The sequence below is a fragment of the Enterococcus sp. HMSC072F02 genome (assembly GCF_001837725.1).
GTDB lineage: Bacteria > Bacillota > Bacilli > Lactobacillales > Enterococcaceae > Enterococcus_B > Enterococcus_B lactis.
Map to the genome: position 1 here is coordinate 36,336 of NZ_KV833967.1, position 23,437 is coordinate 59,772.

The following is a 23,437-nucleotide window of genomic DNA, read 5'->3' on the forward strand; positions in this document are numbered from 1 at the left end:
TTTTTAGTTGATTCCATGTATGATATTTTCCATCACAATCACTTTTTCATTTTCTTCTTCTTCTTTTTTGATTCGTTTCAACAGCTGTTCTGCTGCTCGTTCCCCGATTTTATCTGTTGGTGGCGTGATCGTGATTTTCGGAAGGATACTCAGATCGTTTTTATCTAAATAATCATAGTGACTGAACGCAATATCCTTCCCGATTCTGACACCTTCTTGATTAAAACATTCGATGGCACCAATCGACATATTGTAATTGCTGACAAAAATAGCAGTTGCCCTTTTTTCTAATAATGCTTTTGCCCCGTAATAGCCGCTTTTTCTAGAATAGTCTCCTGTAAAGATCTCTAAATGGATAGACGGATCCTTTTGTACCGCTTCTTTGGCTCCAGCTAAACGTTCTCTTGCTACGTAATCTGTTTGAGCGGCAGCAATAAATCCTATTGTTTTATGTCCTTGTTCGCCATGATGAGCAATCACTCTTGCTACACTTTCTCGATCATTCACTACTATTGTATCAATACCTGCTGGCCCATCCGGACAATTCAATGCGACAACTGGGATACTCATTTTTGTGAGCATTTCAAATCCAGACCACTCTTCTTCTGATAAGAAGACAATCAACCCATCGATTGCATGCTTCATTAGGTATTCGATTTTTTGATCGATTTTTTCTGGCTGATCGGCAAACCCGCTTAATAATAAGCTATACCCATTTTCTTCAGCTACTCTTTCGATCCCTGAAACAACCTCCGAACCAAAACGGCTAGATATCCCGTTTATCAAAAGTCCAATAGAGAAACTTCGATTATTCTTCAATCCTTTAGCAATGATGTTTTCTTTATAGTCCAACGCTGAAATCGCTTCTGCTATTTTTTCCATATTCTTTTCCTTCAGCTGCTGACCGTTTAAATAGCGGGAAACTGTTCCCACTGAAACACCAGCCATCTTAGCCACGTCACGGATCGATGCCATACATTTTCACTCCTGCCAGTTACATTTGATTTCTTTTTCTTGTTGTTCGACCGTGATGACCGCTTTCTTTGCATAATGCCGCTTGTCATCAATGTCCATATAACTAAAGTCTTCAGAAGTGAGTTCAAAAACAAGCAGTCTTTCCTCTTGAGACTGCAAGTCATCTTTACGAAAAGCTTTCAATAATTTCGTTCTTTGGATGACAGCGCCGTCAATTAATCGGACATAGACAAGAGTACTTGTTTTACCTGAAACACTTCCTGTATTTTTAACTTTAATTGATATTATTACTTTGTCAATATCCGTTTTGACTTCCATCTGACTGTATTCAAATGTTGTATAGCTTAGACCATGTCCAAAAGGATAAAATGGACTGCCGCTTAAATCATAATAATTCTCTTGTTTAGAAGCAGCACGCTGATAGTAATAAACAGGTAGTTGCTGACTATTTCTAGGATAAGACAAACTCAATCGTCCGCTTGGGTTATTTCTTCCAGAAATCATCTGCGCAATGGCTTTTCCACCCTCCTGTCCAGGAAACCATGCTGTTGCAATGGCATTCGTAAATGACTCGATTTTCATCAAATCGTAGGGTCTTCCTTGCACAAGTATCGTGATGATTGGCTTGCCTAGTTGATACAATTGTTCAATCAGTTGTTGTTGGTATCCACCTAAAGAAAGAGAAGCAACATCTACATTTTCTCCAGAATCCATGTTGATCCCTTTCGATGAAACTGCCCCGTTACGAAGAAATTCCATATCAAAGTTCCGCGCACTTGATCCACCTAGAACTGCAATGATCACATCTGAGTTTTGAGCAAGGGTCACCGCTTCTAATAATTTTTCTTCCTGATCCTCCTGATTTCTTACTTCACATCCTTGTGCATAAGAAACCGTTGATTGGGGAAACTCTGTTTTTATCTCTTGTACTATCGTTTTTTTCAAACGGTCTTCTGTTTGTGGTGCAGAGTAGTCTCCCAACAAGTGGTAAACATCGTGAGCATTTGGTCCTATAACAGCAATGTTTTTTACTTGTTGATCCAACGGCAATATACCGTCATTTTTTAGTAAAGTGATACTTTCTTTTGCTGTCTCTAAATTTAAGTGCTCTGATTCCTCCATGAGATGATCCCAATACTCCTTTGGATCGTTTGCAAATGGTTGTTCAAACAAACCTAATAAAAATTTGACAGATAAAACTCGGCGAACTGCTTGATCTAGTAGCTTTTCATCTACGACTTGATCATCAATGGCTTCTGCAATCTTGGTATAGGTCTCGTCCCACAAACTGAGATCGATTCCTGCCGCTAATGCATATGCTGCAGCAGTCTTTTTATCTGTAAAAACATCGGATAAACGATCCAAAGCAACACCGTCTGCCATAACGATCCCTTGATAACCGATCTCTTTTCTTAATGTTTGCTCAAAAAGCGCTCGATTGATATGACAAGGTACCCCGTCGATATCATTATAAGCAGCCATGACACCTACTGCATTTCTTGTGCTCTTCAATAATGGCTCGTAAATATCGGAGAACTCTCTGCGTCCAATCGTCACTGTGCCTGAATTATGACCGCCTAAAGCTTCTCCTTGTGCGGTACAGTGCTTTAACACAACACCGATCTGATCCTTCTTCTTATTGATTTCCTCTACTGTCTGATCAAGAAAAGAAACTTTTTCTGAAATAATCTCTCCTTGGAACCCTCGAACGACCGCTTCAGAAAAACGAGCTGAGAGAATCGGATCTTCCCCAAAGCACTCTTCTGTCCTTCCCCAACGAGGATCTTTTGCCAGATCCAAAGTCGACACCAGCGCTAAATGAACACCTTTAGCAGCCAGTTCTTTTGCCATCAATCGGCTAGTTTGTTCTAATAACGCTACATTGAAGGTATTTCCACGGCCGATATTCGTTGGATAAGAAATCCCATCCAAACCTTGATGACCATGTGGACATTCTTCTACAAGCAAAACTGGAATTTTCCATCGCGAATGCTTTAGTACATATTCTTGGACTAGGTTAGCCACCTTCCAGCTTTCTTTTGCAAGAATCCCATTCTTATAATCTGTTTTAGACCACGGATCAGAGCGAAACAGACCGTATAAGGCACCCAGACCGCCTCCCCATTTAACATGTTCTTTTAACTTTTCTGTTAATTCGTTCTTGTCTCCGTTTTTTTCATAACATTCCCAACCATACAAATGCTGGTTTACCTGTCCTACTTTTTCAGCAATATTCATCCGCGAAAGTAAATCTTCTACTCTTTGGCGGATGGTCAACTTTGGGTTTTGATACGGGTAATCGTACACCTTAATATCCTCCTTCTGCCAATTTTGCCTTATTAGCGGCTAACACAAATGGCAGGAATAAAAATACATCTAGAACGATAAGTATTACTGTTAAGACTGCTGCTCGTATATCGTCTCCTGTAGCAATAAAAGATTGTATAACCGGCGGAGTGATCCAAGGTGCAGCAGCAACTGTTTTACTGATGATTCCAAGACTTGTGGCTGCGTAGGCAATAATCAAGTTAATAAATGGTATAATAGCGCAAGGAACCATATACATTGGATTCATGACTACTGGTAATCCAAACATAATTGGTTCCGTAATATTAAATAAACAAGTAGTCAGACCAAATTTAGCGATCGATCGCTGTTCTTGACGTTTAGAAGCCCACAAGATAGCAATAACTAACGGTAAAATACACCCGCCACCTCCGATCAATCCAAATGCATTGGTAAAGGGCTCCGTAATAATATTAGGAATTTCTTTTCCTACTGAAAAAGCATCCATGTTTTCCTGAATAGACTGTAACAAAGGTGCTTGCCGTATAGGAGCCAAAATACTCGAACCATGCATACCAAACACCCATAAGAAATCAGAGAAAAACTGTAAAAATAAGATGCCTGGGACGGATAAAACAAAAGCTTTCAATGGTGTCTGAATCGCTAATTCAATTAATTGCGGAACATTCAAACCAGTCGTATGGTTTAAAGTAAAAACGACAACTGAAAAAAATAAAATGACAACTATTTCTGGTACTAAAGAATTAAATGACGTAGCTACTGCCGGTGGAACTCCTTCTGGCATCCTAATTTTAAAACTCTTCATTTTCGCTAATTTGATAAATAATTCTGTACTGACAAGAGCAGCAATCATCGCCGTTGCTAAGCCAGACGAAGAAGTCAGACTTTGTAAGAAAACCCCTGTAGCTTCTGCTGTATTTCCGTCCATCAAAGTGACTGTACTTGATAAAGGCATCAAAATAAACATTACGGCTGTACTTAGAATTCCTGCATGAACAGGACTAAATAATGGATCATCAATCACGCCTGTTTGGATATAGTGGGTTGCCGAATTCCAGCCGATATTGTAACACACGATAATAGCTAAAATACTCATCGTACCATTATTCACGATTGAAGCAAGTTCAGCCAATGGACTTAGATCAAGTATTCTTTGGACTGTTGCATTTGAAAAAATCAGAGCATTCAGCAAAACCATGACAGAAGCAGCCATTACTAACGGCATAGTAACGATAAAACTGTCTCGAATGGCCAGCAAGTGTCGCTGGCTACTCATCTTAGATACGATTGGTAGCATTTTTTCAGATAGTCTGTCTACGACTTTCATTATTTCATCTCCTAGATTCTAAAATTGAACCGGTTCATTTTTAATATAGCACTTTTCTAAAAGATTGCAACACATCTTTTAAAACGCTTTCTAAAGGTGGTGGATTTTTTATGACTTTTGAAAATTTATTCCATTTAATGGTATTTTGTGAATTTTTTCTCTTCCATCCGTTTGAAGTTTTACTCTCCAATGGTATAATTTCTTTATCCTATCAAATGGGGGAAGTATTTTGAAGAAATTAATCGTACTATTTATTTTGTCTGCGGGACTTTTGACATTGACTGGCTGTGATTTGTTTGGCGGCTCTGACCAATCCTCGGACGAAACAACCGATTCTTCTGTCTTAAAAGCGGAAAAAGCAGATATCACCAACAGTGTATATACGCTAAAAGTACGTAAAGATATGGATTTATCCGCGGGACAGTTGACATTTACAGATAAAAAAATGGAATGGACACGCACGTATCAGACACAAGGAGCTGATTCTTCTGAATCATCTGAAGAAAAAACAGTGCTGACAGATATCAAGATCACTACCAAAGATGACGAATATATTATTTCAGGAAAAGAAAATAAAAAAGAAGCAACAGTCACATTTACCAAAATCGGTAATTACCGTTTGAAGGATGAGGATGGCAACATCTACAGTCTATAGTGCCGTCTGTTGGATCTTCTTTTGTTTCTCCCCTTCTTTTCTGCTATAGTAAAGAAGCAAGATGACTGTAAAGGAGACGAAATGGATGATCGATAGTCCTGATTATTGTACATGTAATAACAACAAAAATATCCATACAGAATTTAATGATCAAGGAAGTTTGAGTATATGCGATAATTGCCACAAACTAGTCAAAGATTCTTTTAAATCGTTTGAATCTTATCCTGTCAAAAATTATGTAAAAAGCAAAAGAAGATAAGCAAAATCAAGCAAAACTCACTATGGCTGATTTTTATGAACTTCAAACTGAGCTTCTTCCTTTGATCAAGCTTCATCAGTAAAACAAACAGTGGGTCATTTCAGTTCACAAATCAAAGATTAACGTTTTATTTATTTCACATCTTTGAATATAAAATAACCAAACGATAGAAAGACTTATTCTACATCACATAGTAATTTTTCTTTCCCGTCGTTTGGTTTTTTATTTTTAGCCTAATCCTTGACCTTTCGCATGCTGATTATCTGTAAAATATTTTCCAGCAGGCTTTCCTTCCAATTCAGCTAATTTTTCTTGGATCTGACGAATCACCTTTTTTGCATCTTCTGGATTTTCTACAAAATCGAATGTATCCCCATCCACTTGTATTTTAGGACATACATCGAAATCTTCATACCATTGATTATAACGGGTGTTCAATGTTTCGTAATAGGTGTATAACGTTTCATCGCTTTCTAGCTGTTCATAGTCACGCCCGCGTTTTTTGATACGTTCTAGCATCGTGTCCAAAGAAACTTTGATATGGACCATCAAATCAGGCCGTTTTTTTGGAGCAACATCATCTAACTCGTTTAGCATCGTATCTAATAAGCTATCGTACTGCTGTACTTCGATATCCGTTACCCGACCTAAATCAGCATTTAGATGGAACAACAGACTATCTTCGTAGATGGAGCGGTCTAGCACATTGTCATCGTTCACTAAAGCATTTTTCATTGCTAAAAATCGCTTATTCAAAAAGAAGATTTGCAATAAAAATGCGTACTGCTCAGGATTTGAATAAAAAAGCGGCAATACTTCGTTATCTTCGACATTTTCATAAAATGGTTTAGAATCAATCTCTTTTGCAAGCATAGCCGTCAAACTGCTCTTACCTGCACCAATCGTTCCTGAAATCAAAATCACTGACATACAACCCTTCCTCTTCTATAAGTACTCGCCTACGTAAGTTTCAACAGGCAATTTTTCAAAATCATATTCGCGTACAGCTTGGTCTGATTTTAAATACGTGTGAAGACTTTGTGTAATCATCAAGTTCGTAGGTACCGTCTCTTCTTGTACAATGATCATCGGTTTTTTCAACATAGTTGCCACACCTAATTCGTAAGCCGTTCCTGGATCGATTATTTGATGCTCAAAGTCAAGGATAGCAACAACAAATTCTGCATTTGTCAGTTCTTCCATATCTTTTTCGTATACTTCCTGCGCCCATCCAGCGCTGAATAGTTCATAATTGCTTTCTTGGTGATGACGTGGAGAGTAGAAACTTGTGACTGTTTTGTTTTCCTCCAACGCTTTTTCGATACGACTTACTCGATCGATTTGCTCCTCTGAAAAAAATGGTCCTGCTAAATATATTTGACTCATTATTTTGCCTCCTTCAATAATAACTGATTTTTAATAGATACTGCTCGTAATTCATTGACCAGTTCCAATGGATTGTTGGAAAAGATTACTTGATCCAACCATTTTTTATCCATAAAATCCTCTTTTGCAAAAGTTTCTAATAATTGTTGCAAGCCGCTGTAATAACCGCCAATATTCAATATTCCGATTGGCTTGTCAGGCGTCAGACCGATTGCTATCCAAGAAAGAAGTTGTGAGAATTCCTCCAATGTACCTAGACCTCCAGGGAAAACGAGGACAGCATCTCCCTTTTCAAATAATAATACCTTTCTTTCATCGATCGTTTCTGTAGGAATGAATGTAGTAACATCTTTTCCAGGCAATTCAGTTTCAAAAAGCCCATTCGGATAGATACCTGTGACTTTTCCGTTATTTTCCAGTACTGTTTTACTAATCACTCCCATAATCCCGGAGTATGAACCACCGTAAACCAGTTCGATTTCTTCTTGTGCCATGTATTTTCCTAACGTTTGCGCAATAAATTTGTAACTTTCTTTATTACCAAAACGGGAACCGCAAAAAACAGTAAGTTTCATAAAAAAACACTCCCTAACTCAAAAGTCTATCTTCATTCTACACGTGTTTTTTTAAAATAAAAGACTAGATTTTGTAGTTTTTTAGTGGTATACAGGATAGACGCCACTATATATAGTATTTAGAAAAAAATCATTTTTCAGCTATTTTATAGATAAAACAAAAATAAATAACGTGTTTTCATCGATATGAAATGACTTACTTATAGAAGATACTGGGATTTCGTCCTATATGCCAATAACGTGTATTATTTTAAACAACAAATACTTGTTTCTTTTATTAACGAAAAAATCATTTTGTTCTCGTGTTATGTTTCACTGATAAATGATGTTTCTCTAAATGAAAAAGCCGACGAACTAAACGATCAAAATTTGATCATTTTTGTTCATCAGCTTCTCCTAAAAATCTTTTTGTTAACGATAAATAGCTGGATTTGTAAAAATATCACTTGAATCGTCACTGCTGGAAGAAAATTCAGTGATAACCGCACCTGTTGCGCCTGCCTGGAACTAGTGTTTGATATTGGGCTCGAACGTGTACTGATCTCTAGCATGAAGAATAATTTCTTTTTTTACTGTATAATAACTTTCTTTCCTTTTTGGAATAGTACAGGAAAGTTTTTTTGTTTCCTTTCCTTCGACATAAGGTATACCAGACCTTTTCGACAACGAAAGGTTCTCATTTTTCCTTCATCGTCATTTCAAGGAGGGTGCCGATGCTCTGGACAGTTTCGATCGCTCCTAAACCAAAATCTGTATATTCGATTCTTTCTAACTCTGATTCTTTCATACCATTCCTGCCTCAAGGTACATCTATTGTACTTTTTTCTTGTAATCCATTCTGCCTCTCCTAACTAATTGTCAAATCATCCCAAGATATGTCTTCTTCCTCTTTTTCTTCTTGGATGATTTCTGCATTCGGATCTACTGGTTTTTTCAATAATAAAATGGTTATTCCTGTGACAAAAGAACCAGCTAACAATGCACCAATGAATGCCCATGGTCTGGTCATCGTAGCGACTGCAAACATTCCCGATGCCGGAATACGGCTATCTGCGCCCCAAAACATGCTTAATCCGCCACCTACTGCCCCACCGACTCCCGTTGCTATGACATTGCGTTCCAAGTCGTTCAATACGATAGGGAAACATCCCTCTGTGATCTGACAGATCCCCATAGGAAAAGCGGTCTTCAATGTATCGATTTCTTGACGATTGAATATATTTTTACGAATGATTTTCCCTAAGAAATAAGCGATCGTCAAGCCGAATGGGGTTACCATCGAAGCTAAAATCAATACAGTGATTGGTTCATAGATTCCTTCTGAAAATCGTGCCACACCCCCTTATCCAGAATAAATGGTAATCCAGAAACAGCCGTGTATCTGCGGTAATAAGCCTAACCAAACGAAAAATATGAGAAGCTATTTTTGTTTGGCTGTTCTTATTACTTGATGCAGGACAGCTTTTTCACAACCTCTTTTTTTATTTATGTTTCATAATCAATATGGTAAGGATGCAGCTCCGTATGGTAGACCGCCTCCGAATATTCAATCATTTCCCCAATTTGCGTAGACGATTTCCGTATCCGTTTGATGCCGATCTGTGCGTCTGTTTTCAGAATTCCTTGTTCTTCTTCTGTTAAAAATACTGCCGAGAAATCATCAGAAAATGAGTCAATAGTATATCCTTTTTTCGTCAGCAAACGATACAAAGATTCTTTGCCAAATTCTTCTCTGCTGAATTGCATCATTTCTTGTGGAAGATAATGAACAAAATAAATATAAGGCTGATTGTTCAAATAATATAAGCGCTTAAAACAAACAGCTTGCTCACCGAAAAAGGAAAACAAAGGATCTTCCTTCTTTATATGGACCAATTGCAAATCCAGCGTTTCTTTCCGGACTTCATATCGGAAGTTCTCCAAGATTTGCGTAAAGCTTGCCGCTTTGGATAATCGATTGTAAGGACGATTGCTTAGAACCGTCGTCCCACGACCACTTTTCTTTGCGACATATTCATCTGATGCCAGCAGTTCGATTGCCTTTCGGACAGTGATTTTGCTGACTTGAAACAGTTCTTCTAATTCACTTTCTGTCGGCAACATCGAACCGACTGGATATTTTCCTGAGAAAATATCTTCTTTAATTTTATCTGCGACTTCCAAGTATAGTACACGTGTCCTTTTCATAACGTCACCCTTTGCTTTACTATTACTAAAAGAATAGCACATAAAAAAAAAAAAAAGAACACAAATCACATGTGAGAAGTGTGTTCTTTTTCATTCAGCTGCTTTAATTACAAGTTTACGCCATTTGAGGCAATTACTTCTTTATACCAATCAAAAGATTTTTTCTTTGATCGATTCAGTGTCCCATTTCCTTCATCGTCTAGATCCACATAGATAAAGCCGTAACGTTTACTCATTTCTCCTGTTGATGCACTGACAAGATCGATACATCCCCAAGGCGTATAGCCCATCAAATCTACACCGTCTGCTACTGCATTAGCCATCGCTTCGATATGACGACGTAAATAATCGATCCGATAATCATCAATAATCGTGCCATCCTCTTCCATATGATCAATGGCTCCAAGACCGTTTTCAACAATGAATAATGGTTTCTGGTAACGATTGTATAATTCATTCAATGCGATTCTCAGCCCTTCTGGATCGATCTGCCAGCCCCATTCACTTGCCTCAAGAAACGGATTTTTTACTCCTCCCAGCAAGTTCCCTTCTGAAGTTGCTGCTTGTGGATCAGTCTCATTGATTGCCGTAGACATATAATAACTAAATCCGATGTAGTCCACTGGATATTCTTTTAGCAACTGGAAGTCTTTTTCCGTTTGCTCTAATTTTTCCGGATCGACTCCATATTTTTTATGGGTACGCGCTGTGTATGCAGGGTATTCTCCACGTACTTGGACATCCGTGCAGAAAAAATTGAATTCTTGGTTTTGGATCATTGTTGCTGCCTGATTGACTGGATTGGCATCGATGCTGTAAGTTGTTGCATAGATAATCATGCAGCCGATTTGGATATCCGAACGCAATTCGTGGCCGATTTTTACGGCTTTGCTACTTGCAACGAATTGATTATGCCATGCTTGGAAAATATTTTGGTACTCTCCTGCTCCATTGCTTTTTACTAATCCTTGACTTAAAGCTGGAAAGTGAAAGGCCGAATTGATTTCATTGAAAGTCATCCAATATTTGACTTTACTGCTGTATCTCTCTAATACTGTCTGAGCAAATCGTTCATAGAAGTCGATCAGTTTTCGATTTTTCCAGCCACCGTATTCTTTTGCCAAATGAAGAGGCATTTCGTAATGAGAAATCGTGATCACAGGTTCAATATCATATTTTAAGCACTCATCAATCAGCTGATCATAAAATTCTAATCCCGCTTCGTTAGGAGTACCTTCGTCTCCATTTGGAAAAATTCGTGTCCAGGCAATCGAAAAACGATAACATTTGAATCCCATTTCCGCAAACAAGGCAAGATCTTCTTTGAAACGATCGTAATGATCGATTCCTCGATGATTCGGGTAAATATATTTTTCTTGATCAATCGTCCAGTCAAATTCTTCACTGCCGATAATCGCAAAGCGCTGCTTACCTCCAGGCATAGCATCTGCAACGGATAGCCCTTTTCCGTCTCGATCATAAGCCCCTTCTAATTGATTGGCAGCAGTTGCTCCACCCCATAAAAATTTTTCTGAAAAACGTGATTGCATCCTGATTTCCTCCTTATTTTACAATTGCCAGAACATCTTCGTTTGCAATAATCTCTTTTTGGTCTAATTCAAGTATATCGGCAAATGCATCAGTATTCGTAATGACAACTGGAGTGATTACGCTATAGCCAGCTGCTCTAATTGCTTCGATGTCAAAACGAATCAATAAATCTCCTGCTTTGACGAGATCCCCTTGTTTGACTAAGATCTCAAAGCCATTCCCATTTAATTCTACTGTATCCATCCCGATATGAATCAAAATCTCCGCTCCGTCAGTCGTTGTGATCCCTACAGCATGTCCAGTTGGAAAAATAGTCGTGATCTCTCCGTCTGCAGGTGCAACTAGTTCTCCTACTTCTGGATCAATAGCGATACCTTTTCCCATCACGCCAGAAGAAAAAACTTGGTCTGGTACTTCACTCAATGGCAGTACTTTACCCGTTAAAGGACTTTTTAAGGTATGCCGTGCTGAAGTAATCGGTTCTCCTGCATTCGCATGTTTGTTTTCTAATTGATTGTCTTGTGTTTGTTCGTCAAATCCTAAAATCAATGTACCTACGAATGCAAGAACAAAAGCAATTCCTGTAGCTATTACTGCTACTGTCGCATTTGACTCTACACCATCCACCGTACTAATGAAAGTCGGAATCGTCAATAAGCTGACCAAACTGCTGGAGAAAGCTTTTACTCCGGAAAATCCGATAATAGCTCCACCAATACCTCCAGAAATACAAGCGGCAATGAATGGTTTCTTCAAAGGTAATGTCACACCATACACAGTTGGTTCAGTGATTCCAAATAACGAAGTCACTGTAGAAGAAATCCCTAATGCTCGAAGTTTCGTATCTTTTGTTCGCAATGCTACAGCTAAAGCAGCCCCACCTTGTGCCAAGATGGCTGGAAGAAGCATTGGCATCAATACATCAAACCCATATTGTTCGATATTCAAAAACATGATCGGTACGAATCCCCAATGCATGCCGAACATCACGAATACTTGCCATAAACTTCCCATGATTAGACCTGCTACGATTGGACTAAATCCATAAATCGAGTTGAAGAGACCGCCTAAAGCATTACCGGCAACCGTCCCGATTGGTCCTAAAGCAAGAAGTGTTAATGGAACCATCACTACTAAAACGACAAGCGGAACTAAAATCATTTGCAGAAATTGCGGAATCACTTTTTTTACGAATGGCTCTAATTTACTTTGAACCCATACGGCTAGAATGATTGGTATGACAGAAGAAGTATAACCAGATGGTGAAAGAATCACTGGGATCCCAAAGAAACTGATAGCTTCTCCCGCACCAGCAACTGCTGTGATAGCTGGATACACAAGTGCCATAGCAATTGCTACTGCTAAAAACTGGTTGGCTTTGAACTTTTTAGCTGCTGTAAAAGCAAGCATGACAGGTAAGAAGGTAAAGACACCATCTGCTGCAGCAAACAATATTTGATAAGTACCGCTATCAGCTGTCAGCCAGCCCATCACCGTTGCCAATGACAAGAATCCTTTCAATACCCCGGCGGCTGCCATCGCCCCTAGAAAAGGTGTAAATATGCTAGAAATGATATCAATTAGACGATTCAAAATATTTTTGGACTCTTCTTTTCCATCCTCCGAAACTGCAAGACCTTCCTCATCCACGATCGATTGATAAACATCTGCTACATTACTGCCAATCACTACTTGATACTGACCGCCACTTTGGACGACTTGGATCACGTCTGGGTCTTCTTTTAACTTTTGCGTATCTGCTAAGGATTCATCTTTTAATCTGAACCGCAAACGCGTAGCACAATGTACTAAACTTTTGACATTCTTTTGCCCTCCTACCGCTTCCCATACACGACGACCAACTGCTTGATTATCCATTGTTTTTTCCTTCTTTCTTTTTTTATTTAAAAAATAAAAACCCAGATTGAAAAAAACAGTCACAAACATTCGTGAACCTATTTTTTCAATCCAGGTTTTGCCTGCCATACAGTAACAATCCTTATGATTGGATGCTTTTTTTCTCACTTACTACTCTTTGAATATGGATCGTTAAATAAATCTGCTCTGCGATTCCCATTTCCTGTTTTTGCGTTTGTCGAAGATACTCATTGATCCGTTCGACACAATGAAACGCTTTTGGATACTTTCCTTGAACTAATGCGTAGAGAAATTCATCTTGTTCGTCAGATCCTTCCCCTTTGAGATAACGCTGGGCAAAAAACTGCAGATGAGTAATGATACGCTGATAATTCAAAGATTCTTCATCGAACACGATGCCGAAGAATTTACTGATGATACTCAGTATATCTCTTACCATTGTGGTAGCGGTCATCGTCACTTGCATGTCTTCGTTTCCTTGTTGGCTATTCACAAAATGAAAGGCAATAAAACCGGCTTCATCCTCAGAAAGTTCCACACCAGTCTTTTGTTTCACGAACAAAAGAGCCTCTTTCGCTGCTTGATATTCTTTCGGATAAAATTTTTTTGTTTCAAATAATAATGGATTAGGCAGTTGGATATTTTCTTTTGCCCGTGTGATCGCATAATGAAGATGATCGGTCAATGTCAGATAAATATTAGGCGAAAATTCAACTTTTAGTTTATCTTCAGCCAGTTCAACTACTTGTTTGACCCATTCGATCTCCTCTGCCGGAATATCAGCCATCAGCTGTTGGAATTGGTTTTTAGCAAAAGAATCTCTTAAAACAAATTCTTTTTGGACCGCTTCTGGCGAAATCTCGTCCCCAATCTTTTTTTGAAAAGCTAGTCCTTTTCCCATACAAACGACTTCTTCCCCGAATCCATTTTTCGAAATGACGACGTTGTTATTCAAAATTTTATCAATTTTCATTTTGCTTCGCCCTCTCAAGAAAAATAAAAAAACCTAGAATTCGCCTACTGTTTCTTAGCTGAATTCTGGTTTTGCCTGCCGTACAGTAACAATCCATTTCTTATTCAAAATCATCATACCATCGAATTTTTATTTATGCAAGCCTTTTCATATAAAAAATAAAAAAACTGGAACACAAGTCTATCTAGAAAACAACCAAATCAGAGATGCACCTCTTTGCGTTCCTCTTTTTTTCAGCAAATTGGTTTTTCCTTATCGATTTATATCCTTTGGCTGTTTTTGATCTGTAACGACTTATGTCCCAGTATCCTAAAATGTTTTTGTCTCTAGATTGAAAGCAGTTCTCATATCATCTGTCGCATCTTTTATCGGTGTAACACTTTCCAGTTCGCCTTGTACAACTAGTCGCGTGACTGCATCCATGTCGCCACAAGTAATTAGTGTGACGATTTCTTTTCCCTCGACTTCATTCAGTAATTGGGTATCTGTAGGAGCAACTTTTTCTTTAAAAAATGTTTTATATGTATACACATTTTCTAAATCCGTCAAATAGATCTTGGCACCCATTTCCAAATTTTCCAGCGGTGTAAACAACAATTCAGGGTTCGTTGCACGATGGCTTGCTAAGGCATAATTTCCTTTTCCCATTTCTTGATCTGGAGATAATGTTCCTGCTCCGTAAAGTAGTGACGTATTATCCAAGCCTTTGAAAACCGGTAAATTGATTGAAACTGAAGGGACTGCGATACTAGCAATCACTGGTAGATCTGTTCCTCTCATTTGCGACCTCATGACCCCTTCTGTCGTCATTGGTTCTACCGCATCAAAGTCAAAACTGACATCTTTATCGTTATTCTTTTTCAGATCTTCTTTTGTTACATTCGCTATAGCATATTTATCTCCTGTCTCTCTGACAAGATAATCCTTGATCTGTTCATTGAAAATCAAAGCTAGTCCTACTAATAACAAGAGGAACAAGAGGATATTGACTAGCCATCTTTTTGCTTTTCCTTTTTTTTTCATTTTCTCTCCCTCCAGACTCATTTTACTGTTTTTCTTTTGCTCTTTCCAACAGCCGAATGACACATTTCTACAACTCTGTGTATTTTTTTCGTACACCTGCGCTTTTTTCTACAGGATATTTCAAATTATTTTTGATCAATTTTTCTTCAATGATCTCATCTAGATCCAGGTGAAGGTTGTCTGCCATCATGTATGAATAGATCAATACATCTGCCAGTTCTTCTTTGATTCGTTCTAATTGTGTTTCTTTTACTTCTTCCGGCGTTTTCCATTGAAAAAGTTCTAACAATTCAGATGCTTCCAAAGAAATAGAGATAGCCAAATCTTTTTCGTTATGAAATTGTCGCCAATTACGTTCATCTCTAAACTGGTTGACTTTTTCCATACTATTCATTTGCTTGCCTTCTTCCAATCATTTCTTACTTGATTAATCATACCATTTTTTTACATAAAAAATAGATGATGCTTTTAAAAAAACTCCTGTTTTCTTTTATTTAAAATAAATGTCATAGAAAATCAATAATTTAGGTAGCCACCATGTGTATGCAGTAGCGTGTCTTCTTCCCTTGAGGCTTTTTGTTTTTCGATACGTTCTTCTTCCCAAACAGACAACGCTACTAGAATCTCTCTTAATGATTTTCCTTCTTCGGTGAGCGAGTACTCTACTTTAGGCGGGACTTGGTTATAGGCTTTTCGATGGATACTTTCATCTTGTTCTAACTCTCTTAACTGCTGGGTCAGCATTTTTTTTGTGATCGTAGGGATTTTCTTGCTTCTCCACGCCTAAAATAAGCGATATTGCTCTTCCCTTTATCTGGTGTAAGCAAAGCAGTTAGCATTTTGACGATCGTGGGTTCCGCTTTTCACTTCTTATCTACTTAGTATCATGAAGTATACTTTCGTACTAATACTAAGTAGCGGAAGTGTCAACTACTTTGTTTAACTACATAGCAAAACAAACAGAAGGGTGACAACGGTCATCACGCTTCTGTTTCTTTTGAATATGCTGTGTTGTTGTCTCTATCTCCGTGTAGACTTTCCTCAAGCTTATCCTTTGACAGTAAGTCAGTAGGCTGATTTGCTCTTTCTAGATGCCAGATACATTTCTACAAAGAAACAGTGATTCTGCTTTGAAAAATCGATTTTTAGTTCTGCATTTTCGTAAACATCCAGCATTTTTTTCGCACTGTATAGACCTAACCCGCCATTTTTTTTAGAGGTTTTTCCTCTTTTGACCATCTCCGATAGCGTCAAATTCGTTGGATTTGCCTTGTTCGCTATACTAAAACGTAATCCCTCTTTTTCTTCCAGCAGATTGATCGTAATCGGACTCTGACCGGCTACACGATGATCGAATGCGTTAGAAATAAAAATAGATAAACAGCGAATAAAAACAACCAGATCAATCGGGATTGTTTTCACTTCGACAGGAATAACTACTTGGATCGGGATTTTCTCCGATTCTGCTTTTTCTAGAAATTTTAAAAAGACACCCCTGACAGCTGGGGATACAATATTTGTTAGCTGTTGTATTTGCGGTTTTTCAAAAATAGCTGCAGAATGATCTTCTAAGATTTCTAAAAATTCCAACGTTTCTTTTTTATTTTCTTGAAGAGTAATTTTTAATGAAAACAGTAGACTTTTATAATCATGTTTGAATTCCTCTAGATGATGGTAATATTCTTCATTTATTTGATACAGTTGAAGCGATTCCTGATGTTGTCTTTCTTTTACTTGGAAACTGATCAACATAATGGAAAAAAACAAAGAAAAAAAACTGATGACTATCGACAAAAGAGATAGAAGCAGATAATTAGATGAGCGGAAGTGAACACTTCCCAATACCAAGTAAATCACGCCCCAACTTAATAAAATACAAATACCTCCAAAATAGTGTTCAGTTGGATAAGTAAAAAGCAAGTTGAGAAATCTCGTCTGTTTGTCTATACTTTTTACTAATAGATAGAAAATAAATGCGATAAGTAGTGCAAAAAAACTTGCTGTTCCAAGGTGTCTCTTTCCTAAATAATCCATCAGATCAAAAACCAGAAAAAAGCTGAGTCCAGTGATAGCAAAAAAAAGATTACTGATCAAACAGCTGATAAACAGGTTTTTCGTAGTAAAATAAAAAAGAAACATCAATAATAAGCCAACTAGGTAAGGAAAACTCACTTTAGGGATAGGAAGTAAAAGTGTCACCACCATCAAAGCTATACAACCAAAGCTGTTTTTTACTAGCAGTTGTTTCGAAAAGAATAAATAGATACCTAAATCTAAAATCAAAGTAAAGGTCAAATAAAGTGTCACTGTTGCGACCATCTTATTCCTCCATTGTTTTGTTTCAAAATGTACACATATTTTTTTGATAGGAGCCTGCATATGAAAAAGTATTTTATCATAGAAGATAACCAGTTTCACAGCGAATGGATCATCAAAGAATTGGTCAATCATCATATCGAGAATATCGTGCAGCTCACTTCTGTCTCTCAAATCAATCAGTTGATCCAGTTGGGCACTATTGATAATCACGATGTTTTCTTTATCGATATCGACTTGAAGCAATCACTCACAGGTATTGATGTCGCCGAACAAATACGTAAAAAAAATGCACATAGTAATATTGTTTTTTTCACCGCTTATACGAATTTTGCAGTAGAGATCATCAATCGGAAAATCCTTCCGATTGGATATATCAGAAAAGACAGGAATTTATCTGAACAAATTCGTCAAGTGCTAGAACAGATCAATTGGAAAGAACAGCAGATCGTAAATGTCGATAAAATCTTTATTGATCAAAAAGGTGGAAGTCTCGTCCTGTATCCTCGGGAAATTTTATATATTGAAAGTATCAAAGGTTTGAAAAACCAAGTTATGGTCAAAACAACTACAGAAGATAAATTAGTGAATACTTCTTTAAAACAATTGAAGACAGAGTTAGAAAAGTATGCTTACTTTTTACTTTTAAAATCTTACTGTATCAACTTATCGCAATTGCAGAAAATTGATTCTGCTCATTATGTGTTAGAATTTTTCAACGGTGACTCCTTACTCGTTGGTCGAAAGATCTTTGAAAAGACAAAGGAACGTTTCCATGACTTCCAAAAAACTGCTTCGAGTTGATGAATAAGAGCTGAGACGTAAGCATAGCAGATTTCAGGGAGTGGGCCTTGAATCGGCTCCACTCCCTGAAATCGTTGATATGATTTTACGCTTCCTCTTCTGTAGGAGCATCTGTTAACGACCATGTGAATGTTGAAACGTAGTTGTCTACAGCATAATTGGATACAGGAACAAATAATTCCACTGATTGTCTCCCTTGTTCCGCATTTTCCCCTAGTGAATAAATCCATGTGCCAATCCCTTCATTTGCCCCTACAGTTACTAGATCTACTGCCTGATCTGCTGGGATCTCGATTCCTTCAGCGCCAGTTCCAGAAATGGTAGATGGCGTTCCACTGCTATTAGTTGCGCTATTTCGAATCACAGCATTTTTGAATTTCACCTTTGATCCAGTTAGTTTATTCGTATCAGATGTTGTTCCAATAAATTCTGTTCGTTTGACTGATAGTTTCCAACCGGCATAATTTCCGCTTTTATCCGTTACTTGTACGAAATTCTGTACTTGTGTGGGTGCCCCAGTACTGTCCGTTCCGCTTTGTAATGCAGCATATACTGTTTTTGCTGTTCCTAATTTGATTGTTCCGAAATCAAGATCTGGAGCTTGGTCAATCGTCAGTAATCCGGATGTTCCCTGATTTGGTTCGTCAGGTGTAAACGGCGTATCGGGATCATTTGGATCAACAGGAGGAACCGGAACGACGTCTTCAGGATTTGCGGCATCTGGTTTTGTTACAGAAATCGTTCCTTCTGTAGTGGCTGAGCTCTTATTCTCAGCAAAAACACTTTGTGTATATAATAATAGACTTCCAGCTAGAACGGTACTTAATGCAATTGTTTTTTTCATTTCTTTTTCCTTCTTTCTTTTAAAATAAATAATCCAGCAAATAAGCCAATAAGAATGACTCCAACAAGTATCAGCCATCGCCAGTCAAATGTTTCTGGCTGATTTTTTAAATCAATATCCTTTTCATTCAATTGGTCCGCTGCATCATCAGTTATTTCAAAATCAGTATGAAGATTCCAGCGTTTTTCTTTCCAAGCACCCTTCACAACCGCTTGATAATGTCCCGGAGCTAATTTTTTTCCTTCTAATGGGACAAGTAAATCAAAATTTGTATTGGGTGCTACATCTATTTTTTCTTTTTTTATTGAAAGGTAAGGTTCTTTTGAGTCTTTTTTGTAGATTTCAACCGATGTAGTCAAGCTGAACATATAAGAAGCATTTGGATTTTGAAGATTCACCTTAATCACATTTCTTCCATCGCTTTGATCCGCATAAGCTTTTTTTAATTTCAAATCTGGGGAAGACTCTTTTTCGCTATTTCGAATCAAGATCGCTTTCACTTGAGAAAACTGATTGACGACACCAACTGTACTTTTGTTAGAAACGTTCTCTTTTTTTTCTTGAAACGTGATCCCTCCTGCGACCACACCAGCCAGCTCTTTTTCTGGAGCTTTCAGTGAAAGTGTCTCAGTGACCGCACTTTGAGGAGGAACAGTTATTTCTCCCACTGTTTTTGCTAAGTTTTTCATATCATAACTTAATGTTTCATCTAATTTACTTTTTGATTCTCCATATTCGATCACACCGTTTGAATTCGTCGTAGCAGAGTGGATCAATGTCTCAACTGTTACTGGTTTATCTGTTCGGTTAAAGACCGTGTAGGGGATTTCCTGTGTTTTTCCAGGCTCCATCCTTACATTTATATATGTTTTGTTCTTATTGATCTGATTAGCCGGCAATTCAAAATCTACCGCAAAATTGAATTCGGAGGCATGGACAGGTGTCTGCCAAAGGATGAATCCAAGGAGAAGGATCAGAAGTAAAGAGCAGTTGTTTCGATGACTTTTATTCCATATTCGATTCATCAATCATCCTCCTTGATCTTTATTCTGTCGGCGCATCTGCTAATGTCCATGTCATCTCTGCTGAGTAATCACCAGCTATCTGATTTTCTTTAGTTAAGACAAGTTTAAACGCCCGACCGTTATTTAAATATTCTGAATAATCTGCTTGCGAATTCGTAGAATTTTGTCCTTCGACAATTTCCAGTTCTTCTTCATTCACTAATTGATACTCTTCGCCTTTCTTGAAATAAAGGACATCCTGCATAGAAAATCCTGAATCGTTTGTAAAGGGCTGAGATAGTTTTATTGTTAAGATCCATGGACTTTTTGTTTCTCGTTGGTCATAAATCCATAATTTTTCCTGCGCATCCATTTGGCCAAATGCTTCTTGCGTCAACCCAGTTGCTTTGATCTGTCCAAAATCGAGTTTGGAAGGGGCAAGAAATGAGAGACCACCTTCTACTACAATCTTCGCAGCAGGCGCAAAAGGCGGAGCATCATGATAAACAACTGGCGTATCACTTGGATTGTGATTCCCGATTTCATCGTTGGTACTTGGCTTGTTCTGCACACCCTTAGCAGCAGCTTCTCCTGCTTGGTCGTTTAATACGATTTCTAATATATCTCCTGCAAAAAGCTGATTTTCTGGGATAGAAAGAACAAATTTACCTGTATCATCAATAGTGGTTTCTGACAAAACAGCTTGATTTTTTTTCAATGAAACTAAGGATCCTGCTTCGCCTGTACCTGTGATTGAGCGAGAAGCTGCATTGATCAATGTGGTACTTAATTTAGCAGGCTCAGGAGGAATGACATCGACTGTCGTTTTGGCAGAGTCCAGTTCTGTCACTTCTTGGCCGCTTCTTACTTTTTTAGCAGCAACAACTTGCACTTGATCCTCCGTTTTTAATCTCTCATCATTGGGTACTTGAACTTCGAACAAGCCGCCTTGTTCGCCTTCTCCCCATGGGTTATATCCTGCCCCTTCATTTTCATCTGTTTGTCCTTGCGTGAGAGCAGTAATTTCTACAGGTGATTTCGTCGTATCTGCGTAAGTAATACGTAAAGTCACTTCTACTTCGCCTGTCCAAGCATCTCTTGGCTTTGCCTAGACACCTTCGGGAACAACGACATGCCCATAGATTTTTTTATCTGCATTCGTTGGCACTCTTAAGGATTCAGTCATCGGGAGCTGATTATTGGCACTGATTCGATTATAATTTTTCATTCCGGCACCTGTCTGAGCAAATTCATTTGTTAAACCTGCACTAGGGCTTGATACGAAATTGCCTAAGTCGGTCCCATTGATCGATAAGTCTGTCATATCAGAAAAATAATCCGGGTCTTTTTCAAAGTTATCGAATGTTGCGCCTGTTTTTCGCCATAAAGCGATTTCTGAATGGGCGATCTTTAAAGAAGAATCTCCATTTCCTTGGAATACCCAGCCGCCTATGCCATTGGTCTCGCTTCCAATCCGTTTGTTTTGGAAATCAAAATAGGTAGGAGATTCTAAGTCCACATTCAACACATCCCCACTGATGATGCCGGTCTTATCTTCCCCTGTTTTCCCGACCATGACTAAATAAGTTTTTTCACCTGCCGTAAAATTTAAATCAATATCTCCAGTTGTATCTACAGTTGCTCCGGAATCTGCGCGTATATCGATATTTGATTTTTCTCCAGTGACTGTAAAATCAGCTGAACCTGGACTTTCTAGAAAACCAGAAGCGTCATAAAATTGGATCGCTTGATTTCCTTGATTGAGTCTGTTCACGTAAGATTTGCCATCACCTGCATTTCTTACCCTCAATGAGCCTCCATTGGTTACTGTCAGCTTTTGCGTACCGTTCTCAAAACGAACTGCGCTGGAACGCCCACTCTGCTTATCGATGTCGATAACTGATCCGGCTCCTTCTACGATCAAAGAAAGGCCTTTTCCTACAAAAAGCATCCCATTGTTCCCGGGTTGATCGTCATCTCCAGCCATTTTGACCGAGATTTGTCCACCACTTGATACATGGATTTGACTAGAATCTCCTTGCAAGCGAAATCCGCACGTAGTTGCTGTATTGATGGTGATTTTCCCACCATTCGATACAGTGACTTTCGATCCTGAACCTCTCATTTGGATGATTCCGCGATTGTTGTCATTGGTAATATTGATCTTTGTATTTACCGAAAATTCGCTTCCCGAACCACTGACTTCAAACATGACATTACCAGGTAGCGTATCGACTGCCTCTCCTTCATCAATAACGCCATCTGCCCGATCATAATCAAGAGAGACCTTTGAACCGCTTAAGATATGGATTCCTGGCGCTGTTTTTCCACTACCAGTCTCATCTCCTGAATCTAGAAAACCGTAGAATTTCCCTAGATACGGTCCATAAAGTTGACTACCATTGATCACATTCAATTGATAGCTTCTACAAAAATAGGCTTTACCCGGAGCGGCATTAAGTCCTTCCTTCACTGGTTGGACATCCAACACACCGGAAACACCATCTAATGTGACAGTTGCACGAGGAGCGTAAATCAGTCCTAATTTGGACCCATCATACAAATCAAGTGTCCCGGTAAATTTTATTTCTCCCGTAAAATGATATCTGCTTCCCCAAAAATCGGTCATATAAGCAATGATAATGGCATTTCCATCGATATTTGGTGTCAATCCACCTGGATGTGCAGCTGTTCCTTTAAAATTCTGGAACTCGATCGACTGAGGTATCTCATTGATATAAATATGGTGTGTGCCGAAATTGTGAGCGAATCCACCAAAATCAATAACGATATCTCGTTTGATCTCTAATTCCCTGTCTAAAGTCAAAGGCTGAGTCAGTCGGATCTTAGTTACTGATTCGTCTGCGAGAAGCTGCGCCAGTTCTTCTGTTGTGGCAGCTTCGCTGTACCCATCCGATGAAACAGCTCTTGCCAGTGCCGCTTCACTGCTATCAGACGTTTGTTCAGCTACTTCTGAGGTCTCACTTGTCTTATTTTCTTCTTGCCTTTTATTAGTAGAAGCCTCACTTTGAGATTCTGTAGTTTCAGAAGTAATCGATTCTTCTGAAAAAGTAGTCTTGTCAAAACTTTGATTCTCTGATTGCGTTGATTCGTTTGTTTTCTCTACATCGGCAAAAACGGATGTCACCATCAAGAGAGGGAAGACAAACAAAATCGACGCAATCAGCTTTTTTACACATTGATTCATTCTCCACCATCCTCTCTGACGTTTTGACAATTTTATTTTATCGTTTTAATCTATTTCCAATTGTACTTTCATATTTAAAATATGTATTTTTATGGAAAAATTTTTCTATTAGGTGTAAATTTCTTTTTTGTACAAAAACATACTAAGATTAGAGGAGAACATCAT

19 protein-coding genes and 2 pseudogenes are annotated in these 23,437 nt (G+C 38.3%); 3 read left to right on the forward strand and 18 right to left on the reverse strand.

Annotated elements, in window-relative coordinates:
* Nucleotides 1-3: 3 nt before the first annotated feature.
* The 3 genes from HMPREF2731_RS10165 to HMPREF2731_RS10175 are packed head-to-tail and all read right to left on the reverse strand — an operon-like array spanning nt 4 to nt 4,609.
* Complete coding sequence (locus HMPREF2731_RS10165; protein ID WP_070872897.1) at nt 4-975, reverse strand: LacI family DNA-binding transcriptional regulator; 972 nt, start codon at nt 973-975, stop codon at nt 4-6.
* 6 nt (nt 976-981) lie between these two features.
* Nucleotides 982-3,282, reverse strand: coding sequence for a glycoside hydrolase family 3 C-terminal domain-containing protein (locus tag HMPREF2731_RS10170; RefSeq protein ID WP_070872899.1), 2,301 nt, complete (start codon nt 3,280-3,282; stop codon nt 982-984).
* Between the two features lies 1 nt (nt 3,283).
* Complete coding sequence (locus tag HMPREF2731_RS10175; protein ID WP_070703762.1) at nt 3,284-4,609, reverse strand: PTS sugar transporter subunit IIC; 1,326 nt, start codon at nt 4,607-4,609, stop codon at nt 3,284-3,286.
* A gap of 229 nt (nt 4,610-4,838) precedes the next feature.
* Here HMPREF2731_RS10175 and HMPREF2731_RS10180 point away from each other — a divergent pair, with 229 nt between their 5' ends.
* A complete protein-coding gene (locus tag HMPREF2731_RS10180; RefSeq protein ID WP_024634946.1) occupies nt 4,839-5,264 on the forward strand; it encodes a hypothetical protein in 426 nt (141 codons plus the stop codon).
* Between the two features lie 487 nt (nt 5,265-5,751).
* On the opposite strand, the gene HMPREF2731_RS10190 is transcribed toward HMPREF2731_RS10180, so the two are convergent.
* From HMPREF2731_RS10190 to HMPREF2731_RS10200, 3 genes are read right to left on the reverse strand one after another with little or no spacing between them, the layout of a single operon-like run.
* A complete protein-coding gene (locus HMPREF2731_RS10190) occupies nt 5,752-6,453 on the reverse strand; it encodes a deoxynucleoside kinase (RefSeq protein WP_070872901.1) in 702 nt (233 codons plus the stop codon).
* 15 nt (nt 6,454-6,468) lie between these two features.
* Nucleotides 6,469-6,909, reverse strand: coding sequence for a nucleoside 2-deoxyribosyltransferase (locus HMPREF2731_RS10195; protein WP_070703766.1), 441 nt, complete (start codon nt 6,907-6,909; stop codon nt 6,469-6,471).
* Nucleotides 6,909-7,484, reverse strand: coding sequence for an LOG family protein (locus tag HMPREF2731_RS10200; RefSeq protein ID WP_002293608.1), 576 nt, complete (start codon nt 7,482-7,484; stop codon nt 6,909-6,911). The genes HMPREF2731_RS10195 and HMPREF2731_RS10200 overlap by 1 nt, the downstream gene beginning before the upstream one ends.
* Before the next feature lie 240 nt (nt 7,485-7,724).
* Here HMPREF2731_RS10200 and HMPREF2731_RS15560 point away from each other — a divergent pair, with 240 nt between their 5' ends.
* Complete coding sequence (locus HMPREF2731_RS15560; RefSeq protein WP_083314189.1) at nt 7,725-7,934, forward strand: hypothetical protein; 210 nt, start codon at nt 7,725-7,727, stop codon at nt 7,932-7,934.
* 397 nt (nt 7,935-8,331) lie between these two features.
* Here HMPREF2731_RS15560 and HMPREF2731_RS10205 read toward each other — a convergent pair.
* The 9 genes and pseudogenes from HMPREF2731_RS10205 to HMPREF2731_RS10245 all read right to left on the reverse strand — a co-directional run.
* A pseudogene (locus HMPREF2731_RS10205) lies at nt 8,332-8,808 on the reverse strand (PTS fructose transporter subunit IIC); the annotation flags it as partial.
* A 161-nt stretch (nt 8,809-8,969) separates the two neighbouring features.
* A complete protein-coding gene (locus HMPREF2731_RS10210) occupies nt 8,970-9,671 on the reverse strand; it encodes a GntR family transcriptional regulator (RefSeq protein ID WP_070703768.1) in 702 nt (233 codons plus the stop codon).
* A gap of 107 nt (nt 9,672-9,778) precedes the next feature.
* Nucleotides 9,779-11,221: a glycoside hydrolase family 1 protein gene (locus HMPREF2731_RS10215; RefSeq protein ID WP_002338528.1), complete on the reverse strand. Its 1,443-nt coding sequence runs from the start codon at nt 11,219-11,221 to the stop codon at nt 9,779-9,781.
* A 13-nt stretch (nt 11,222-11,234) separates the two neighbouring features.
* Nucleotides 11,235-13,100 (reverse strand): beta-glucoside-specific PTS transporter subunit IIABC, encoded by a 1,866-nt coding sequence (locus tag HMPREF2731_RS10220; protein WP_070703795.1) that lies wholly within the window; start codon nt 13,098-13,100, stop codon nt 11,235-11,237.
* 121 nt (nt 13,101-13,221) lie between these two features.
* Nucleotides 13,222-14,073: a BglG family transcription antiterminator LicT gene (gene licT, locus HMPREF2731_RS10225; RefSeq protein WP_002291144.1), complete on the reverse strand. Its 852-nt coding sequence runs from the start codon at nt 14,071-14,073 to the stop codon at nt 13,222-13,224.
* Nucleotides 14,074-14,382: 309 nt separating this feature from the next.
* Entirely contained in the window at nt 14,383-15,096 is a 714-nt protein-coding gene (locus HMPREF2731_RS10230) for a class A sortase (RefSeq protein WP_070872903.1), read from the reverse strand.
* A gap of 67 nt (nt 15,097-15,163) precedes the next feature.
* Entirely contained in the window at nt 15,164-15,490 is a 327-nt protein-coding gene (locus tag HMPREF2731_RS10235; RefSeq protein WP_002293844.1) for a nucleotide pyrophosphohydrolase, read from the reverse strand.
* A 122-nt stretch (nt 15,491-15,612) separates the two neighbouring features.
* Nucleotides 15,613-15,840, reverse strand: a complete 228-nt coding sequence (locus HMPREF2731_RS10240) for a winged helix-turn-helix transcriptional regulator (protein ID WP_002293846.1) — start codon at nt 15,838-15,840, stop codon at nt 15,613-15,615.
* A 321-nt stretch (nt 15,841-16,161) separates the two neighbouring features.
* Nucleotides 16,162-17,415, reverse strand: coding sequence for a GHKL domain-containing protein (locus HMPREF2731_RS10245; RefSeq protein WP_070703770.1), 1,254 nt, complete (start codon nt 17,413-17,415; stop codon nt 16,162-16,164).
* 60 nt (nt 17,416-17,475) lie between these two features.
* Here HMPREF2731_RS10245 and HMPREF2731_RS10250 point away from each other — a divergent pair, with 60 nt between their 5' ends.
* Nucleotides 17,476-18,216 carry a LytR/AlgR family response regulator transcription factor gene (locus tag HMPREF2731_RS10250; protein WP_002291154.1) on the forward strand — a complete coding sequence of 247 codons (741 nt, stop codon included), beginning with the start codon at nt 17,476-17,478 and terminating at the stop codon, nt 18,214-18,216.
* An 85-nt stretch (nt 18,217-18,301) separates the two neighbouring features.
* On the opposite strand, the gene HMPREF2731_RS10255 is transcribed toward HMPREF2731_RS10250, so the two are convergent.
* The 3 genes and pseudogenes from HMPREF2731_RS10255 to HMPREF2731_RS10265 form a co-directional block, all read right to left on the reverse strand.
* On the reverse strand, nt 18,302-19,060 hold the full coding sequence (locus tag HMPREF2731_RS10255; RefSeq protein ID WP_070703772.1) for a WxL domain-containing protein: 759 nt from the start codon (nt 19,058-19,060) through the stop codon (nt 18,302-18,304).
* Nucleotides 19,057-20,085, reverse strand: coding sequence for a WxLIP family cell surface protein (locus HMPREF2731_RS10260; RefSeq protein WP_002314595.1), 1,029 nt, complete (start codon nt 20,083-20,085; stop codon nt 19,057-19,059). Before HMPREF2731_RS10260 ends, HMPREF2731_RS10255 begins: the two co-directional genes overlap by 4 nt.
* A 19-nt stretch (nt 20,086-20,104) precedes the next feature.
* Nucleotides 20,105-23,272: pseudogene (locus HMPREF2731_RS10265) on the reverse strand (Ig-like domain-containing protein).
* Nucleotides 23,273-23,437: the final 165 nt, after the last annotated feature.

Excerpts from the sequence above, each read along its gene's own strand:
- HMPREF2731_RS10255 (WP_070703772.1), bottom strand. The coding sequence starts at position 19,060 with ATGAAAAAAACAATTGCATTAAGTACCGTTCTAGCTGGAAGTCTATTA.
- HMPREF2731_RS10230 (WP_070872903.1), bottom strand. The coding sequence starts at position 15,096 with ATGAAAAAAAAAGGAAAAGCAAAAAGATGGCTAGTCAATATCCTCTTG.
- HMPREF2731_RS10240 (WP_002293846.1), bottom strand. The coding sequence starts at position 15,840 with ATGCTGACCCAGCAGTTAAGAGAGTTAGAACAAGATGAAAGTATCCAT.
- HMPREF2731_RS10250 (WP_002291154.1), top strand. The coding sequence starts at position 17,476 with ATGAAAAAGTATTTTATCATAGAAGATAACCAGTTTCACAGCGAATGG.
- HMPREF2731_RS10220 (WP_070703795.1), bottom strand. The coding sequence starts at position 13,100 with ATGGATAATCAAGCAGTTGGTCGTCGTGTATGGGAAGCGGTAGGAGGG.
- HMPREF2731_RS10195 (WP_070703766.1), bottom strand. The coding sequence starts at position 6,909 with ATGAGTCAAATATATTTAGCAGGACCATTTTTTTCAGAGGAGCAAATC.
- HMPREF2731_RS10235 (WP_002293844.1), bottom strand. The coding sequence starts at position 15,490 with ATGAATAGTATGGAAAAAGTCAACCAGTTTAGAGATGAACGTAATTGG.
- HMPREF2731_RS10190 (WP_070872901.1), bottom strand. The coding sequence starts at position 6,453 with ATGTCAGTGATTTTGATTTCAGGAACGATTGGTGCAGGTAAGAGCAGT.
- HMPREF2731_RS10215 (WP_002338528.1), bottom strand. The coding sequence starts at position 11,221 with ATGCAATCACGTTTTTCAGAAAAATTTTTATGGGGTGGAGCAACTGCT.
- HMPREF2731_RS10245 (WP_070703770.1), bottom strand. The coding sequence starts at position 17,415 with ATGGTCGCAACAGTGACACTTTATTTGACCTTTACTTTGATTTTAGAT.
- HMPREF2731_RS10260 (WP_002314595.1), bottom strand. The coding sequence starts at position 20,085 with ATGAATCGAATATGGAATAAAAGTCATCGAAACAACTGCTCTTTACTT.
- licT (WP_002291144.1), bottom strand. The coding sequence starts at position 14,073 with ATGAAAATTGATAAAATTTTGAATAACAACGTCGTCATTTCGAAAAAT.
- HMPREF2731_RS10165 (WP_070872897.1), bottom strand. The coding sequence starts at position 975 with ATGGCATCGATCCGTGACGTGGCTAAGATGGCTGGTGTTTCAGTGGGA.
- HMPREF2731_RS10210 (WP_070703768.1), bottom strand. The coding sequence starts at position 9,671 with ATGAAAAGGACACGTGTACTATACTTGGAAGTCGCAGATAAAATTAAA.
- HMPREF2731_RS10175 (WP_070703762.1), bottom strand. The coding sequence starts at position 4,609 with ATGAAAGTCGTAGACAGACTATCTGAAAAAATGCTACCAATCGTATCT.
- HMPREF2731_RS10200 (WP_002293608.1), bottom strand. The coding sequence starts at position 7,484 with ATGAAACTTACTGTTTTTTGCGGTTCCCGTTTTGGTAATAAAGAAAGT.